This is a genomic window from Stenotrophomonas sp. PD6 (assembly GCF_049199305.1).
In the GTDB taxonomy this organism is placed as follows: domain Bacteria; phylum Pseudomonadota; class Gammaproteobacteria; order Xanthomonadales; family Xanthomonadaceae; genus Stenotrophomonas.
In genome coordinates, this window is record NZ_JBLZQD010000003.1 from 22,425 (window position 1) to 37,798 (window position 15,374).

Genomic DNA, 15,374 nt, shown 5'->3' on the forward strand with positions numbered 1-15,374 from the left:
CCGTCCTATACCTGTGCTGCGCAGCGCTGCCGCTGCGCGTTGCCACGGAGGCCGCATGCACACCCCTGATCCCCCTTCCCCGTCGTCGGCCGCTGCAGCCGAACGTGCACGTGCCTATCGCCAGCACTGCATTGCCGCGCTGCTGCGTGGCCTGGCCGTGCTGGTGGCGATGCTGCTGTCGCTGCTGCTGGCGCTGTTCGCGCCCGCGCCTGCCGCACATGCCGCCGATGCGCCGCCGCGCGTCACCGCACTGCACGGCCACCTCGAACTGGACTACACGCTGACCGTCGAGGTGGCCAACCTGGCGCACTGGGCGATGGACGGCGATCCCCGGCAGCTGGTGCCCTTCATCGACGGCCGTGCGATCACCGGCAACGCACCCGAGGCGATCGACCTGGTGCACGGGCGCCTGCTGTTCCACCTGCGCATCAACGACGACAACCGCGCGGTGTGGACCGACCTGCTCGGCGCGCCGGAGGGGCTGCAGCGGCGGGTGACGTTCAGCGTCGGCCCGGCCGACGGCGCGCCGTTCGATACCGCACTCACCGGCGGCCAGCGGGTGCTGCTGACGGTGATCTCGCCGGTGTACGGCGGCATCGCGCTGGCGTTGGTGGTGGTGACGCTGGCGGTATTCGTGCAGCTGGCGCGCACCACCAGCATCATCCGCAAGCCCGGCCCCGGCGCGACCCGGCCCTACGACCTGGGCCGCTTCCAGATGGCGGTGTGGTTCTTCCTGATCTACCTGTCCTACACAGCGATCTGGCTGGTCACCGACGCCACCGACACCATCCATCCCTCGCTGCTGGCCCTGCTCGGGATCAGCGCGGGTACGGCGTTGAGCGAGGCGGTGATCGACGCCGGCGCGGCGCCCGCGCAGGATGCGCGCGAGGGCGGCCTGCTGGCCGAACGCGAGCAGCTGGTGCCGCAGCTGGGCGCACGTGGGCGCTGGCAGGACCCGGACGCGGATGCCGATGCGCGCGGCCGGCAGCAGGCGGCACGGCAGCGTGTGGCGCAGATCGACCAGCAACTGCGCACGCTGCAGCAGCAGGCACCGGAAGCGGTGTCGCAGGGCCTGCTGCATGACCTGCTGTCGGACGCGCAGGGCTACCGGTTCGATCGCTTCCAGATCTTCGCGTTCACGCTGATCCTCGGCGTGATCTTCCTGTCCGACGTCTACAACAACCTGAGCATGCCCGAGCTCAGCCCGACCCTGCTCGGCCTGATGGGCCTCAGTTCCGGCACCTACATCGGCTTCAAGCTGCCCGACCGCCGCTAAGCACCCCGCGCCGCGCAACGACGCGGCGTGGCGACCTCTCCTGGATGCGCCCAGACCAACGAGGATCCGCAATGAACGCAATGACACTGAGCCCGCAGGGCGTGGAATGGCTCAAGCACGTGGAAGGAGAGCGGCTGCAGCCGTATGACGACCAGACCGGCAAGCCGATCGCGGCGTGGGTACAGGGCGCCACGGTGGGCTACGGGCATCTGATCGGCCGCGGCGAATGGGAGCGGCTGGGCGGCGGGGTGAGCCTGGCGCAGGCCGAGCAGCTGCTGCACCAGGACCTGCAGCCGTTCGAACAGGCGGTGACACGCAGCATCACCGCGACGCTGTCGCAATGCCAGTTCGATGCGCTGACCATCCTCTGCTACAACATCGGCGGCGGCAATTTCGCGCGCTCGTCGGTGGTCAAGATGATCAACAACCCGCGCGCGGTCACCACCTTCGCCACGCTGGAAGCGGCGTGGAAGGCGTGGAACCGCTCGCAGGGCAAGGTCATGCGTGGCCTGGACAACCGGCGCGCTGCGGAATGGCGGATGTACAGCAGCGGCGCCTATACCCACTGGTAAGACACGGCAGCGGAAACACGGCGGCCCGCACTTCCTTCCGGAGGCGCGGGCCGCGTTCATTGCAGGTGGCTCAGCGGACGGCGCGGCCGAGCAGGCAGCCCGGCGCGCATTCGCCGTTGGCCGGGTCGATGCGCACGGCGATGCCCTCGCCGCGTGGCTGCACCACCAGCCAGCGGCCCACCAGGCGGTCGCAGATCGCGCCGCCGTTGCCGGGCAGGACGGCGAACCACGCGCCGTCGGCCGCGTTGCCTTCGAAGCGCAGCGGCAGGCGGCAGTTGCGCGGGCTGCCGTAGACCAGGCTGCCGCCGGTATCGCCCGGGTCGCGGCCAACCAGCTGCACGGCCAGGTCCACATCGGCACCGTCGGCGGTCTGCACGGTGGTGGTCCAGCGTCCGTCCAGCGCGGTGTTCAACGTGTCGGCGGCCTGCCCCTGCGCTGCCTTCCACAGCGGCAGGCTGGCCTCGCGCGCGCCGCTGCGCAACTGCAGCCGGGCCGGTGAGGCATCGGCGTCCAGCGTCATCCGCCCGGGATACCACTGGTTGCAGTAGCGGCCGCCGCTGCTGCCGGTGAGCTCGTAGCGGCCCGCGCCGCCGCCGCTGGGTCGCGCCTCCACCCGGCAGTTGCGCGGCTGGCCGAACACGATCTGCACGGTATCGCTGCCCGGTTGTGGCAGCAGGCGCACCGATGACGGGCGCGCGTCGACGATATCCACGCCAGCCCATGGCGTGGGCGTTGCGGCATCGGGGTTGGCCTGGGCGTGGGTCAGCAGCGGCGCGAACAGGGCCAACAGGGCCCAACGGGATGAAACGGGATGGGTGCTCATGGCGTACTCCTGGGTGGAATGGACGCGCACGCCCGCCCGGAGGCGGGCGGACGCTCAGAAATAGCGGGTCATCAGGGCGATGGCCAACGCCACCAGCCACAGGCAGGCCAACAGGCGCTGTCGGCGGCGGCGGCGGCGTGCGGCCGCCTGTGCACGGCGACGTGCCAGCAGCGGCGCCATCCACTCCTGCACTTGGCGGGCATCGTCGCTGGACAGCAGCAGGCGCACGCGCTCGGGTCGGGCCATGTCAGTTCTCCGCGGTCGCGTGGGGATCCACGCTGAAGGTGCGCAACAACTGCCCATCGAGCAGCAGCTCGCCGTGGATCGGGGTGCCGCCGCGCAGGCTGATGGTGAGCAGGTGTTCCGCCGGCGCGGTGCAGGGGCACAGCGCAAGGACCGACGGTGCACCGTCGCGGCCGTCGAGCTCTTCCAGGCAGCAGTCGATCTGTACTTCCAGGCAGGTGGCCAGCACGCCGCGCGGCATGACCAGCTCGGCCAGCGGTACCGGCTGCGATTGCCACTGGCCGTTCACCAGTGTGCTCACCGCCAGCGTCTGCCCGCTGCCCAGCCGCGCCTGCAGCCGGGCCAGGTGCGCGCGCGCACCCTGCGCGCGGCCATGGGCCAGCGCCGAGGCAAGCACGTGGATGAGGTCGTCAAGCCGGTGGTCAGCCATGCGGCGGGCTCCTGGTGGCCACGTCAGTCGGCCATCCACACCGGGCGCCTGGGGAAGCCCACGTGGTAGGCCAGCCACTGCAGCACGACCTGGTGTTCGCCGATCTGCAGGATGGTGAAACTGCGCTCGATGCCGAGGATCGAGCCCTTCGGGGTGTCGCTCAGGCAGCGGTTCAACAGGTCCTGGGCCTGGGCCAGGTCGGCGTCGGTCAGCATCTGGGTCGGGTTGTTGCTGCCGACGACGATGCGCTTCACGTACTTCACGTCATTGAGATCGAACATGCGGGTCTTCCTTGCGCTGGACATGCCGGACCCGCCGCGCCTGAAGGACGCGACGGGTCATTCCGCAGTGGTGTTGGTCGCCACCGACGTGTGCCTGCCGATCAGGCCGGCACCGGCACCGGCGGGCCGATCTTGCGCGGCGCGGCGGCGGTCTGGAGGATGTCCAGCACGCGTGCCAGGCCTTCCGGCATGCCCTTGTCTTCGGCGTGCACGGCCACGGTGTACTTGGCCGAGTTGTCCGAGGTGCGGGTGTTTTCCTTGTGCGAGGCCACCGAGCCCTGGATGTTCACCTTGGCCGAGAAGATGCCCCAACCCACCTTCATTTCCGCCTGCATGCCGGCCGAGTAGTCCTGGCTTTCCTTGGCCGAGAACGACGACTTCACTTCCATTTCGAAGTTGATGTCCACGGTGTAGATGCTCAGGTTGGGCACCTTGACGATGGCCAGCAGCGGCACTTCCAGTTCGACTTCCTCTTCGGAGAACGGCTGGGCGTCCTTGGTGGCCGGGTCCAGGTTGTCGACCGGACGCTTGAAGCGGAACAGCGCGGTGCGCGTGCCACCCACGGCATTGGGGTCGGTGTTGGCCGGGTCGGTGGGCGGCAGGAAGCCGACCGAGCGGATGAAGCTGGCGGTGGCCTGGGCCAGTTTGATCTGCGAATCGCAGGCGGCAGTCAGCGGGCCGCCGATGAGGTCGCTCATCGGCAGGCCCTTGAACTGACTGGAGATGTTGACCAGTTCGTTGGACATTGCAGTTCACTCCAAGGGAAAGGTGGACGCCGCCGGCCGCGTCGTGCGGCCGGGTCGGTGCGGGTACTGCGGGATCACGTTGCTTTGATGGTTTTGAACACCCCCTGGCTTTGCGCCAGGTGGTTCATCAGCCGCGCCGCACCATCGGTCGGCTCGGTTCCTTCCACGCGCAGCTGCACGTGTACGTTGCCCACGCCCTTGCCGCGGCCGGTATCCAGTCCTACATGTCGCGCCGCCGGCCGCGGCGACTCCCAGGCGTCCGTCGCACCCGGCGCAGGTGGGTACGGATCCTCGGCACCCAGTTCCGCCAGGTCCGCGTTGAAGCTGATCTCCACCTCCCGGATGCGCAGGTTGTTGGTGGACACCAGCGGCAACAGCGGCGCGCGGTACAGGTCCTCATCGCCTTCCTCGGCCTGCGGGTGCAGGGAGGGCATGCGGATGGTGACGCTCCGGGGCCGGTTGTCTTCGTCGAAGTAATCACGCAGGTGGGAAATCTGGTGCATCTCGATGCTGTCCTGGGCCTCGATGACGGCCCCGGCCAGCGCTTCGATCAACGTGTGGAATGACATGGTTCCGCTCATCTCGCCCTCGCTCCTGTTCGTGGATCCCTGCGATGCGCGAGAGGCGCAGATCGATGGTCGTGGTCCACGGGTTCATTGATACCCGCCACTCCATACCGGCGTACGGCGGGGTGTTGCGCGGGGTTATCCGCGCGTTGCACGCGGCGTGCGCGCGGCGCGGACCGCCGCGCACGCACCGCGCATGCTCGACGGCGGCTCGCCGTAGTGATGGCGGTAGGCGCGGCTGAAACCGGAGAGGCTGACGAAGCCCACGGCATAGGCCACCTCCGATACATTGCCCTCGCCTTCGCGCAGCAGGCGTTGCGCCAGCTGCAGGCGCACGGTGCGGATCAGTTCGCCGGGGGGATGGCCGATGCTGGCCACCAGCTTGCGGTGCAGGCTGGTGCGCGACATGTTCAACGCCGACGCCAGCCGGTCCACCGACAGGTCTTCGTCGTCGGCGTGGTGTTCGATCCAGTCGCGGGCGCGTTCCACCAGCCGCGTGGCGGCCGTGCCATGCGGACGGATCCGGGTACGCGCCAGCAGCGCCTCCCAGGCGGTATCCACATCGACATCGGTGCACCCCTGGCAGCTGCAATGCCCCATGCGCGTGAGCAGTGCCAGGCTCCACGCAAGCAGCCGACCATCGCCATCGTTGGTGCCTCCCACTTCTCCCGCCACCTCATGCCGGTGACGGGCAGACAGCTCCAAACCGCGTTCCAGTACGTCCATAGCCGTGCCGTCTCCTTAGCGTGGATTCCCCTACGGCGGAATGGGTTGTTCGCGACGCCGTAGTGCTTCGCGTACCGGTGTAACCGGAGCGACGCGTGCAGATTTGGCGCCGCGTTGCAGATGCTTGTCACATCGTTGCAGGGCGCTTTCGTATCGGCAGGTCGGGGGCGATACTGGATCGGCTATGCGGGGCGCCATGCAGCGCCGGGCCGATTAACTGTGATGTATCTCACTTGTGAAGCGAGATGTACAACACAGGATGCACGGTTTTACCACCACGGGCGGTATCCTGCCGTCCTGCATTTGTGCATGGAACAAGGTGATCCTCAATGAGTTACGACCTGATGGTGTTCGACCCCGCCGTGGCGCCGCGCGATGCCGCCGCCTTCCTGGAGTGGTACGACGCGCAGACCGAGTGGAACGAGAAGCACGAGTACGACGATCCGGCGGTGTCCGTGCCGGCCCTGCAGGCGTGGTTCACGGCGATCATCGAGCACTTCCCGCCGATGAGCGGCCCGCTGTCCGATGACGAGGACGATCGCCCGGAGGTCACCGACTACAGCGTCGGTACCCACGTGATCTATGCCTCGTTCGAGGACGACGTGGCCGAAGAGGCCCATGGGCTGGCGCAGGTACTGGCCAACGCACACCAGGTGGGTTTCTTTGATGCGAGCGGCGACGGTGCGATCGTGTTCCCCGATGGCACGGTGGTGATTCCCGAGTAGAGCCGGGCTCTGCCCGGCTTTACACCGCAACATGGCGCAGCCGGGCATGGCCCGGCTCTACCAGAGTTGGCCTTGGGTTGGTTCTGCAGCGGGGTGATCCGCTGCCGGGCTGCCTGACAGGCGCGCGGCCAGCCCGGAGATGCGGCTGGCATGCCGGGCCAGCGCCGCCTGCAGTACCTCGGCGCTGCCCAGTACATGCAGCGCCTGCCGCGCACGGGTCATGCCGGTGTAGACCAGCTCGCGCGACAGCACGCGGTTGTCGCGGCGCGGCAGCTGCAACCAGACCTCATCGAACTCCGAGCCCTGCGCCTTGTGCACGGTCATGGCGAACGCGCTTTCGTGCGCGGGCAGCGCGCCCGGATGGAAGCCGCGTGGCTGGTCCGGGGTTTCGCCGGGGAACCAGGCGGTGACCGCGCCGTGGGGCTCGGCCAGGCAGATGCCGATGTCGCCGTTGAACAGGCGATGGCGGTAGCTGTTCTCGGTGATCAGCAGCAGGCGGCCGTGGAAGTAGCCCGGCGCCATGCCCGGCCGCGGCACGCCGGCCAGCAATGCCTCGATGCGTGCGTTGAGCCCGCGCGCGCCCTGCGGCCCTTCGCGCACGGCAGTGAGCAGGCGGATCCGGCCGGCATTGGCCAGCGCCTCGGCCGGATTGGCCACTTCACCCAGCCCCCGCCAATGCGACAGCAGATGCTCGCGGTGCTGCTGCAGCGGATCGATCTGGTTCTCGTGGAAGTGCACGCCGGCCAGGCTGTCGGCGCGCAGCAGCGCCAGTGCGGCGGCGCTGTCGCCATCGCGGACGGCGTGCGCGAGCGGCGCCAGGTCCAGCGCGGTGGTCTGACGGTAGCCACGCTGCAGCTGCACGCGGCGGCCGCCGAAACGGGTAGCCGGGGCCAGCGGTTGCAGGGTGGCCGGCGCCAGCAGGCGCTGCAGCGCCTGTGCGTCGTCGGCCTGGGTGCCGCGGCCATCGCCGCTGGCGCGCAGGATCGCGCTGAGCACGTCGCCGGCCTCCACCGACGGCAGCTGGTCCGGATCACCCAGCAGCACCAGCCGCGCCCCGGTCGCCACTGCCTCGACCAGCTTGGTCATCAGCGGCAGGTCGATCATCGAGGCCTCGTCCACCACCACCACGTCGAAGGGCAACGGGTTGTCGGCGTGGTGACGGAAGCGCGGCGAATCCGGGATGACCCCGAGCAGGCGGTGCAGCGTGGTGCCGGTGCCCGGCATGGCGTCGCACAGGTCCGGCGCGATGCCGAGCAGGCGCAGGCGCTGCACGGCCGAGCGCAGGCTTTCGGCCATGCGTTCGGCGGCACGGCCGGTGGGCGCGGCCAGGGCCACCCGCGGCAGCGACTGACCGGCCTGCACGGCCTGGGCGGCCAGCAGCACCAGCAGCCGGGTGATGGTGGTGGTCTTGCCGGTGCCAGGGCCCCCGGTGACCAGCACCAGCGGGTGGCGCAGGGCCACGGCAGCGGCACGGGCCTGGTGGTCGCTGCCCTCGCGCGCCTGCGGGAACAGCTGCGCGAACAGTGCGGCCAGCGCGGCCGGGTCGTCCTGCGCCAGCGGGTGGGTGGCGATGCGCTGCAGGCCATCGGCCAGCCGGCGTTCGTATTCGCGGTAGCGCCGCAGGTAGAGCAGCCCGCCTTCCAGCACCAGCGGTCGGTCGGCCGCCGGATCGGTGGCGGCCGGTTCGTCCACCCACGGCGAGGCGCGCAGCGTGCGTTCCCACTCCTCGGGGGTCGGCCAGTCGGTCTCCGCCTCGATCAGCCGCTGCGGCTGGCGCAGGTCCAGCCCGGCATGCCCTTCGGACACCGCCAGCGAGGCCAGGGCGGCCGCCGCCAGCACCACGTCGGGCGTGTCCGGGCGCAGCCGGCGCAGGCTCTGTGCCAAGGCGTGGTCGAGCGTGCGCAGCACCTTGCCGTTCTTCAGCGCGTTGAGCAGGCTCATGCCTCCCCCCGTGCACGAGCGGCGATGCGGGCCTGGGCATCTTCGCCACCGGCGAACAGTGCGTCCATGGCATCCACCAGGGCGGGGTCGAAACGGTGCGCGTACAGGCCGGGGCTGTCGGCGCGGCTGGCATCCAGGCCGCGGCAGAACAGGTAGCGGATACCACCCATGTCACGCGCATAGTCGTACGCCGCCCCCAGCCGGAAGCGCAGCCAGCGGTGCAGCGCGACGGTATAGATCAGCGCCTGCAGGTCGTATTCGCTGTGCTGCATGGCGCTGGCCAGCCGTGCCGGGTCATAGCCGGGCAACCGGTTGGACTTGTAGTCGAGCACGTACCAGCGCCCCTCGTGGGTGTAGGTGAGATCGATCTTGCCGGTCATCAGCCCTTCCAGCCGGCGCCGGGTGCCGAAGCCGCGACGGTCGCGGACCAGGCCGTGCGTGTGCAGCAACGCCAGCAGCGCCGGTACCGCCGTGGACTGCATGGCGAAGTGGAACTCGATTTCGGCGCGCCGGGCGGTGGCCGGCAGCGCGTGCAGCGCACCGCCTTCGGGCAGCGGCACGGTCAGGGTCTGGCCGACCAGTGCCGTCAGCACGGCCACGCCGTCGTCCATGTCTTCGTCGGCATAGCCCTCCGCGCCGAGCGAGGCGCGCAGCACCTGCGCCTCGTCGCCCGGCGCCGGCTGCCCGGCCTGCCAGCCGGCCCAGCGCGCGAAGTCGGTGTTCTCCAGCGCGTCGTGCAGCACGTTGCCGAAGCGGCTGCCCATGAAGCGCGGGTCGGCCGCCTCATCGTCGGGCTGCGCGGCCGGTTCGGCCTCCAGGGTGACGTCCACGCCCGCCGGTTCGTCGGCGGCGGGTGCGGGAATCTCGGTGGCGGCCGCGTCGGTGTCGTGGCCGGCGTCGGCGTGCGCCAGCTGGGTGAAGCTGTACACCCACCAGTCGTGCGGGACGCGCCGGGTCACCGCGCGCACCGGCGGCAGCGCGCCATCGCGTTCGAACGCCAACTGCGGCGGGCGCGACTCCAGCGGACCCTCGACCACGGCCACCGCCGGGTCGGCGCGCAGTGCGTCCAGGTCCGACAGCATCGGCGCCAGCCGGGTTTTCGCCAGCCCCGCCAGATCGCCGGCGGCGATCCACAGCGCGTGCTCGGCGCGGGTCAGGCCCACGTACAGCAGCCGCGCGTCTTCGGCCTCCTGCTCCTGCGTGCTGCGCGCGCTGGCGGTGCTCCAGGCCTCGTCCTTGTCCAGCTTCCAGTGCAGCTCGCGGCGGCCGTCGGCGTACACGGTGCAGTGCGTGTCGGTGTTGGGCGCGCCGCCGCCGATGCCCACGAACGGCAGGAACACCAGCGGGTATTCCAGGCCCTTGCTCTTGTGCAGGGTGATGATCTGCACCCGGCGCGCGTCCGATTCCAGGCGCAGCAGCTGCGCCTCGTCGTTCTGGTCGGCGTGCGCCATCTGCACCTGCAGCCAGTCCAGCAGGCCGTGCATGCCCAGGGTCTGCGCGGCGGCCTGCTGCAGCAGTTCGCCCAGCTGCAGGTAGTTGGTCAGGCGGCGCTCGCCGTCGATCAGGCCGAGCAGGCGTTCGGCATGTTCGGCGCACAGGTCGGCGATGACCGCGAACGGTCCGCCGCGCTGCCAGCGTTCGCGCCACAGCAGCAGGCGGATCTGCATGCTGCGCTGGGTGTCGCCTTCGCGCTCCATCGCATCGATGGCGGCCGCGTCTTCGCCGAGCAGCACGGTGGAAAGCGCGGCGCGCAGCCGGCCCTCGTCGGCCGGTTGCAGCAGCGCCAGCAGCAGCAGGCGCAGGTCCTGCGCTTCGGCGGTGGCGTACAGGCTCTGCTTGCCGGCGGCCACCGCGGGAATGCCGACCGCGCCGAGCGCCTGCTGGATGCGCGTGGCTTCGCGATGCGAACGCACCAGCACCGCGATGTCGCCGGGCTGCACCGGTTGCCCGCGCAGCAGCGCGCGGCCCTCACGGGCGTCGCTGAGCACCTGGTGGATGGCGGCCACGCAGGCATCGCCGGCCTGTTGCCGCGACGGGTCGGCCTTGAGCGCGCCACCCTCGGGGTTGTGCAACACCCGCACGGTCAGGCCGGGCGCCGGCACACCGTCGCGCAGGAAGTCGGGGTCGACGCGGGTGCTGCCCGGGTGCACCGGTTCGAAGCGGATGTCGGTGTCGAGGAACGCATCGGCACCGGCATTGGCATACAGCGCCTGGATGGCGCGCAGTACCGCCGGGCGCGAGCGGAAGTTGCGGTCCAGCGGCGGCGCAGGCTCAGCCTGGCGCTTGGCCTTGAGGTAGGTGTGGATGTCGCCGCCGCGGAAGCCGTAGATGGCCTGCTTGGGGTCGCCGATCAGGAACAGCGCCGGCGCGAGCCCGGCGGCGCGGGTTTCCGGCGAATCGCCGAAGACGCGCTGGAAGATGCCCCACTGGCGGTCGTCGGTGTCCTGGAACTCGTCCACCAGCGCGATCCGGTACTGCGCGCGCAGCTGCTGCACCAGCACCGCGCGGTGCGGGCCATCGAGCGCGTCGGCAACGCCGTCGATGAGGTCGTCGTAGGTCTGCACGCGGCCGGTCAGCTTCAGCGCGTCCAGCCGCGCACGTGCCTGGTCGCGCAGCGCATGCAGGAAGGCGATGGCTTGGCCGCGCTGCCACTGCAGCAGCGCCTCGGCCGCCGCCAGGTACTGGGCCAGCGCGTGCTGCAGCGGCGACTGCGGGGCCCTGCCGGCGTGCGCCTTGTTGGTGCGCGCGGTCAGTGCCTCGGGGGTGAGCCGGCCCAGTCGTTCGGCGTCCACCTCCAACGGCACGGCCGGATCGCCCTCGCCGGCCCAGCGGTGCAGCTGCACGGCCAGCGGCTCCAGCCACGCCAGCTTGTAGCTGCTGCCGTTGAGGATCTTGTTTTCCACCGCGGCGCACAGCTCGCCCAGGAAGGCCTCGCCGTGCTGGCGGTACGCGGCGGCGAAGTCGCGCGCGGCCACGGCATGCGCCGGGCGCGGGTCGTGGTCCAGGTTGGCGGGTACCGGCGGCAGCAGCGGCAATGGCTTGATCAGGGTGGGCAGGTCGGCGGCCAGCGCCTCGGGCGAGGACCACAGCCGGGTCAGCGCGTCGACCGTGGCGGCGTCGTTGGCATGCACGCGCCACAGGTCGGCGGCCAGTTCGTCGTGCAGTTCGCGCTCATTGGGCAGCAGCGTGGGCGGGTCGAAGGTGTGGCCGCTTTCCAGCGCGTGTTCGCGCAGCACCCGCGTGCAGAAGCCATGGATGGTGAGGATCGCGGCGAGGTCGATCTCGTCGGCCGCGGTCTGCAGCCGGCGTGCGAGCGCGGCCGGCGTCTCTTCGCCCAACGCGAGCTGGCGCTGCAGGATCTGCCGGGTCAGCAGCACGTCGGGGCCGTCGTCGTCGCCGGGCGCGCGTTGCACCAGCTGCGCGGCCAGCGCCAGCCGCTCGCGGATGCGCTTGCGCAGCTCCTGGGTGGCCGCGTCGGTAAAGGTCACCGCCAGGATCTGGCCGATGCGCCAGCCCTTTTCCACCACCAGCCGGGTGAACAGCGTGGCCAGGGTGAAGGTCTTGCCGGTACCGGCGCTGGCCTCGATCAGGCGCACGCCGTCCAGCGGCAGCGCCAGATACGGATCGTTGAGCAGATCGAGGGTACTCATGGCTGCGCCTCCTGTGCGTCGAAGCCGGCGAAGATGCGGCCCTCGCGCACGGCGGTGAACACCACGAAGCTGTTGTGCAGCAGCTGCCGGTAACTTTCCGGAGTGGCGAAGGGATCGCGCCCGCGCAGCGCCAGCTGGTAGCCGGCGCCACTGGCCTCGCTCCAGCGGCGTTCGCCGCCATGCCACTGCGACCAGCCTTCGGTTTCGCGCTTGGCCTCGGCGGTGGTGTAGAGCGTCCAGCCGGTCGAGGGGCCATACAGCAACGGCGCGCGCAGCCCTTCGCTGCGCAGCTGCAGCAGGCGGCGCAGCACTTCGCGGGCCTGCACGGACGGCAGCGCCGGCAGCACATGCGGGCCCAGGCCGTCGTCGCCACCGTCGTGGAGCTGCACCAGCGGCAGCGCGTCGCCGGCCGCGTTGGCCAGCAACCAGTCCAGCCCGTGGCGGATCGCGGCGCGGCCATTGAGCGCCCCCGGGCGCAGCCGGACCAGGCCGTGCGGATGCACGCCGTCGACCCGGCCATGCAGGCGCAGCCCGTCGATGTCCACCTCGTAGCGGCGGCTGTCGGCCTGGCTGCCATCCAGCCACTGCGCCAAGGCCTGCGCGTACGGGCGGGTCTGCGCCTGCAGCTGCGCGAACTGGCGCTCGCCCAGGGCGCCGGATGGCAGCAGCGCGCGGGCGCGCAGCCGTGGGTAGAGCGGTGTCTCGTCCTGTTCCAGCGTGGCGTCGATCACCGCCTGCTGCAGCTGCAGGGTGTCGCTGCCGCGCGCTGCCATCACCAGCGGCTCCACGTCGTCGGCATCGCCCAGCTCGTCAGGCAGGCGCAGGCCGAGGCGCTGCGAGAGGAACTGGCTGGCCGGATCGGTGAGGAAGCGGCGCAGTGCGTCCAGGCTGAGTTCGGTGTCGGTGGTCAGGTTCTCGGCAGGCGGCAGCGGCCCGGCGAACCAAGGTGCCAGCGCGCGCCGCTGGCCGCCGAGCGAACCGGCGGCCGGGTGCCACTGCTGGCGGTAGCTGAAACGGCGCGGTTCGTCGCCGCCGCCAAAGGCCGCCGGCGCGAACGGCTGCAGCGAGTGGCGCACCGTCAGCTGCGCGGCGGCGAGCGCCGGCTGCAGGTGGTAGTCGGCCGCCGCATCGATCAGCTCGCTGACCAGCACCGACGGCTCGCGCACGCTGCCATCGCGCGGGTCGGCGCCCAGATAGCTCAGGTAGAACACGTCCTGTGCCGACGCGAACAGCTGCAGGAACAGGAAGCGGTCGTCTTCGCGCAGCGAGCGGTCGCCGTAGCGACGGCGCGCGGTGTCCAGTTCGGCGGTGAGCTGGTTGAGCCCGGCGGCAGGGTCGCGGCGCGGGAAGTCGCCGTCGTTCAGACCGAGCACGCAGATCACCCGGAACGGCAGCAGCCGCATCGGCACCATGCGACCAAAGCTGACCCCGCCGGTGAGCAGCGGTGCGCGGGTGTCGGCCTCGGCCAGCACGCCGGCAAAGTGCGCACGCACCACCTCCGGCGCCACCTCGCCCTGGAAAGCGGCCTGTTCGGCGTCGCGCGCAAATTCGTTGATCAGCTTGCGCAGGCGCTCCAGCGCGCGCTGGCTGTTGGCCGCCTGCGGCGGCTCCGGCAACAGCGCGTCCAGCAGCGCCAGCAGGCGTCTGCGCCACTGCGCCGGCGGCAGCGCTTCGCCCAGCGCCTTCTGGTACCGCGCCAGCACGCGCAGCAGGGCCAGCAGGCGGTCGAGCGCATCCAGCGCGCTGCCTTCCAGTTCCGGCCACGGTGCAACCCCGGCAATGTCGCCGTCGCCGCCGCTGGCATGGCCGAGCAGCAGGCGGTCCAGCGCGAACTGCCAGGTAAAGGCGTCGTCCTGCGGGGCCTGGTGCTGGTGGCGGTGATGCGCATCCAGGCCCCAGCGCGCGCCCGCCGCCTGCAGCCAGTCGTGCAGGCGGTCGAACGCGGCGGCATCCAGCCCCGCCGCCTCGGCCAGCGGCGCGCTGGCCAGCAGGTCCAGCACTTCATTCAGGCCGAAGCGCGAGACCGGCAACCCGAGCAGATGCACGAACACATCGGCCAGCGGCTCGCCGGCGAGCGGGCTGGTGTCGGCCAGCGCATAGGGAATGTGCTCGTCGCCACCGCTGCGGCCGCCGAACACCGCTTCCAGGTAGGGCACGTAGGGGTCGATGTCCGGCGCCAGCACTGCGATGTCGCGCGCCTGCAGCGGCGGGTCGAAGCGCGGGTCCTGCAGCAGCGCGCGCAGCTGGTCGTGCAGCACTTGCAGTTCGCGCAGGCGGGTGTGGCAGGCGTGCACCTGCAGACTGGGATCGTCCAGGCGCAGTCCGTCGCGGCGCGTGCCGCCCGGCTGCCCACGACGGTGGAACAGGTCGCGCTGCAGGCGGTGCAGCAGGCTGTCAGCCAAGCCGCCCTCGGCCATGTCCGGGCGCGCGTCGTCTTCGGGATCGTCATAGGCGGCGATCTCACCGGACGGGTGCACCACCTCGTAGCTGCCCAGCACTGCCATGAAGTCGCGGCCGGCCGCGCCCCAGGCCTGTAGCAGGCGGTTCTCGCCGGCCTCCTCGCCAAAGGGATCGGGCGCGCCGCTGCGCAGCTTCTCGCCCAATGTCTGCAGATCGCCCCAGTACGCCTGGGTCGGGGTGGGCAGGTAGAAGTGCAGCGTGCCGACCCGCGCCTGGGTGGCCATCACCCGCAGCACGTCCGGCGAGATGTTGAGCGTGGCGAAGGCGAACACCCGCGCCGGCAGGCCCTGCGGCAATGGCTGCCCGCTGCCCTCGAAGCGGGACAGGTACGCATCGATCCGGCGCGCACGGTACTGGTGCCCGCCGGCAATGTGGCGCCACAGGATGGCCTGCGGGTCGTGCGCGTCGGCGCCGGCCTCCCAGCGCAGCAGCCAGTCGCGCCGCCACGCCTGGTACTTCTCGAATACCGCCGCCAGTTCGCCGGCCAGCGCCCAGGGCTTGAGCGGGTCGGCATGGGACAGGTAGGTGTGCAGCGCGCGCAGGGCCGGCAGCGCCATCAGCGCCGGGTCGGTCAGCGCGGCATACAGCTTCCAGCGCAGGGCCGCTGCGGTCAGGTCGTCATGCTCGCCCGGCACATTGGCGTTGAGGGCGCGGGCGACGAACTCGCCGGGGGTCAGGAATTCCAGGTTCGCGGCAATGCCATACTCGGCCGCCAGGGTGGACTGCAGCCAGCGCCGCATCGCCACCTGGGGGATCAACACCACTTCCGGCGCCAGAATCGACTGCCCCGGCACCGGTTCGCGCACGGTCCTGGCCAGCAGCGCGGCCAGCACGTCGAGCGCATTGGAGTGGTACAGGCGGAAGTCTGAAGCGGGGTCGGTCATCGCGGCAGTGTGCCGCAGCCCGGCGCCAATCTCGACCCTCGCCGATACGCG

General features: G+C 70.9%; 13 protein-coding genes. 3 read left to right on the plus strand and 10 right to left on the minus strand.

All coding sequences use genetic code 11. The features are described 5' to 3' along the window. Window positions 1-55 precede the first annotated feature (55 nt). Both ACOZHM_RS05895 and ACOZHM_RS05900 read left to right on the plus strand, forming a co-directional pair. Window positions 56-1,276, plus strand: a complete 1,221-nt coding sequence (locus ACOZHM_RS05895) for a hypothetical protein (RefSeq protein WP_421568146.1) — start codon at window positions 56-58, stop codon at window positions 1,274-1,276. A 71-nt stretch (window positions 1,277-1,347) separates the two neighbouring features. Next, the gene (locus ACOZHM_RS05900) at window positions 1,348-1,848 is read left to right on the plus strand and encodes a lysozyme (protein ID WP_421568147.1); all 501 of its coding nucleotides are present in this window, start codon (window positions 1,348-1,350) and stop codon (window positions 1,846-1,848) included. Window positions 1,849-1,918: 70 nt separating this feature from the next. On the opposite strand, the gene ACOZHM_RS05905 is transcribed toward ACOZHM_RS05900, so the two are convergent. From ACOZHM_RS05905 to ACOZHM_RS05935, 7 genes are all read right to left on the minus strand, one after another. Beyond that, on the minus strand, window positions 1,919-2,671 hold the full coding sequence (locus ACOZHM_RS05905) for a hypothetical protein (protein WP_421568148.1): 753 nt from the start codon (window positions 2,669-2,671) through the stop codon (window positions 1,919-1,921). A 54-nt stretch (window positions 2,672-2,725) separates the two neighbouring features. Then, entirely contained in the window at window positions 2,726-2,917 is a 192-nt protein-coding gene (locus ACOZHM_RS05910; RefSeq protein WP_421568149.1) for a hypothetical protein, read from the minus strand. Window position 2,918: 1 nt separating this feature from the next. After that, window positions 2,919-3,344, minus strand: a complete 426-nt coding sequence (locus ACOZHM_RS05915; RefSeq protein ID WP_421568151.1) for a hypothetical protein — start codon at window positions 3,342-3,344, stop codon at window positions 2,919-2,921. A gap of 23 nt (window positions 3,345-3,367) precedes the next feature. Continuing rightward, window positions 3,368-3,625: a hypothetical protein gene (locus tag ACOZHM_RS05920; RefSeq protein ID WP_313345251.1), complete on the minus strand. Its 258-nt coding sequence runs from the start codon at window positions 3,623-3,625 to the stop codon at window positions 3,368-3,370. Between the two features lie 101 nt (window positions 3,626-3,726). Further along, a complete protein-coding gene (locus ACOZHM_RS05925) occupies window positions 3,727-4,371 on the minus strand; it encodes a DUF2589 domain-containing protein (RefSeq protein ID WP_421568152.1) in 645 nt (214 codons plus the stop codon). A 74-nt stretch (window positions 4,372-4,445) separates the two neighbouring features. Then, a complete protein-coding gene (locus tag ACOZHM_RS05930; protein WP_421568154.1) occupies window positions 4,446-4,940 on the minus strand; it encodes a DUF2589 domain-containing protein in 495 nt (164 codons plus the stop codon). A gap of 135 nt (window positions 4,941-5,075) precedes the next feature. Then, a complete protein-coding gene (locus tag ACOZHM_RS05935; protein WP_421568155.1) occupies window positions 5,076-5,663 on the minus strand; it encodes a helix-turn-helix transcriptional regulator in 588 nt (195 codons plus the stop codon). Between the two features lie 329 nt (window positions 5,664-5,992). Between ACOZHM_RS05935 and ACOZHM_RS05940 the strand changes: the two genes are divergently transcribed. Beyond that, complete coding sequence (locus tag ACOZHM_RS05940; RefSeq protein ID WP_421568157.1) at window positions 5,993-6,388, plus strand: hypothetical protein; 396 nt, start codon at window positions 5,993-5,995, stop codon at window positions 6,386-6,388. Between the two features lie 57 nt (window positions 6,389-6,445). Here the strand turns inward: ACOZHM_RS05940 and recD are convergent, their stop codons facing one another. From recD to recC, 3 genes are read right to left on the minus strand one after another with little or no spacing between them, the layout of a single operon-like run. Then, the gene (gene recD, locus ACOZHM_RS05945) at window positions 6,446-8,329 is read right to left on the minus strand and encodes an exodeoxyribonuclease V subunit alpha (RefSeq protein ID WP_421568159.1); all 1,884 of its coding nucleotides are present in this window, start codon (window positions 8,327-8,329) and stop codon (window positions 6,446-6,448) included. After that, the gene (gene recB / locus ACOZHM_RS05950; protein WP_421568161.1) at window positions 8,326-11,979 is read right to left on the minus strand and encodes an exodeoxyribonuclease V subunit beta; all 3,654 of its coding nucleotides are present in this window, start codon (window positions 11,977-11,979) and stop codon (window positions 8,326-8,328) included. Before recB ends, recD begins: the two co-directional genes overlap by 4 nt. Then, window positions 11,976-15,323 carry an exodeoxyribonuclease V subunit gamma gene (recC, locus tag ACOZHM_RS05955; RefSeq protein WP_421568163.1) on the minus strand — a complete coding sequence of 1,116 codons (3,348 nt, stop codon included), beginning with the start codon at window positions 15,321-15,323 and terminating at the stop codon, window positions 11,976-11,978. The genes recB and recC overlap by 4 nt, the downstream gene beginning before the upstream one ends. Between the last annotated feature and the right edge of the window lie 51 nt (window positions 15,324-15,374).

Bases quoted from the DNA above. Each gene is read 5' to 3' on its own strand.
- ACOZHM_RS05895 (WP_421568146.1), top strand. From the start codon at position 56: ATGCACACCCCTGATCCCCCTTCCCCGTCGTCGGCCGCTGCAGCCGAA.
- ACOZHM_RS05900 (WP_421568147.1), top strand. From the start codon at position 1,348: ATGAACGCAATGACACTGAGCCCGCAGGGCGTGGAATGGCTCAAGCAC.
- ACOZHM_RS05905 (WP_421568148.1), bottom strand. From the start codon at position 2,671: ATGAGCACCCATCCCGTTTCATCCCGTTGGGCCCTGTTGGCCCTGTTC.
- ACOZHM_RS05910 (WP_421568149.1), bottom strand. From the start codon at position 2,917: ATGGCCCGACCCGAGCGCGTGCGCCTGCTGCTGTCCAGCGACGATGCC.
- ACOZHM_RS05915 (WP_421568151.1), bottom strand. From the start codon at position 3,344: ATGGCTGACCACCGGCTTGACGACCTCATCCACGTGCTTGCCTCGGCG.
- ACOZHM_RS05920 (WP_313345251.1), bottom strand. From the start codon at position 3,625: ATGTTCGATCTCAATGACGTGAAGTACGTGAAGCGCATCGTCGTCGGC.
- ACOZHM_RS05925 (WP_421568152.1), bottom strand. From the start codon at position 4,371: ATGTCCAACGAACTGGTCAACATCTCCAGTCAGTTCAAGGGCCTGCCG.
- ACOZHM_RS05930 (WP_421568154.1), bottom strand. From the start codon at position 4,940: ATGTCATTCCACACGTTGATCGAAGCGCTGGCCGGGGCCGTCATCGAG.
- ACOZHM_RS05935 (WP_421568155.1), bottom strand. From the start codon at position 5,663: ATGGACGTACTGGAACGCGGTTTGGAGCTGTCTGCCCGTCACCGGCAT.
- ACOZHM_RS05940 (WP_421568157.1), top strand. From the start codon at position 5,993: ATGAGTTACGACCTGATGGTGTTCGACCCCGCCGTGGCGCCGCGCGAT.
- recD (WP_421568159.1), bottom strand. From the start codon at position 8,329: ATGAGCCTGCTCAACGCGCTGAAGAACGGCAAGGTGCTGCGCACGCTC.
- recB (WP_421568161.1), bottom strand. From the start codon at position 11,979: ATGAGTACCCTCGATCTGCTCAACGATCCGTATCTGGCGCTGCCGCTG.
- recC (WP_421568163.1), bottom strand. From the start codon at position 15,323: ATGACCGACCCCGCTTCAGACTTCCGCCTGTACCACTCCAATGCGCTC.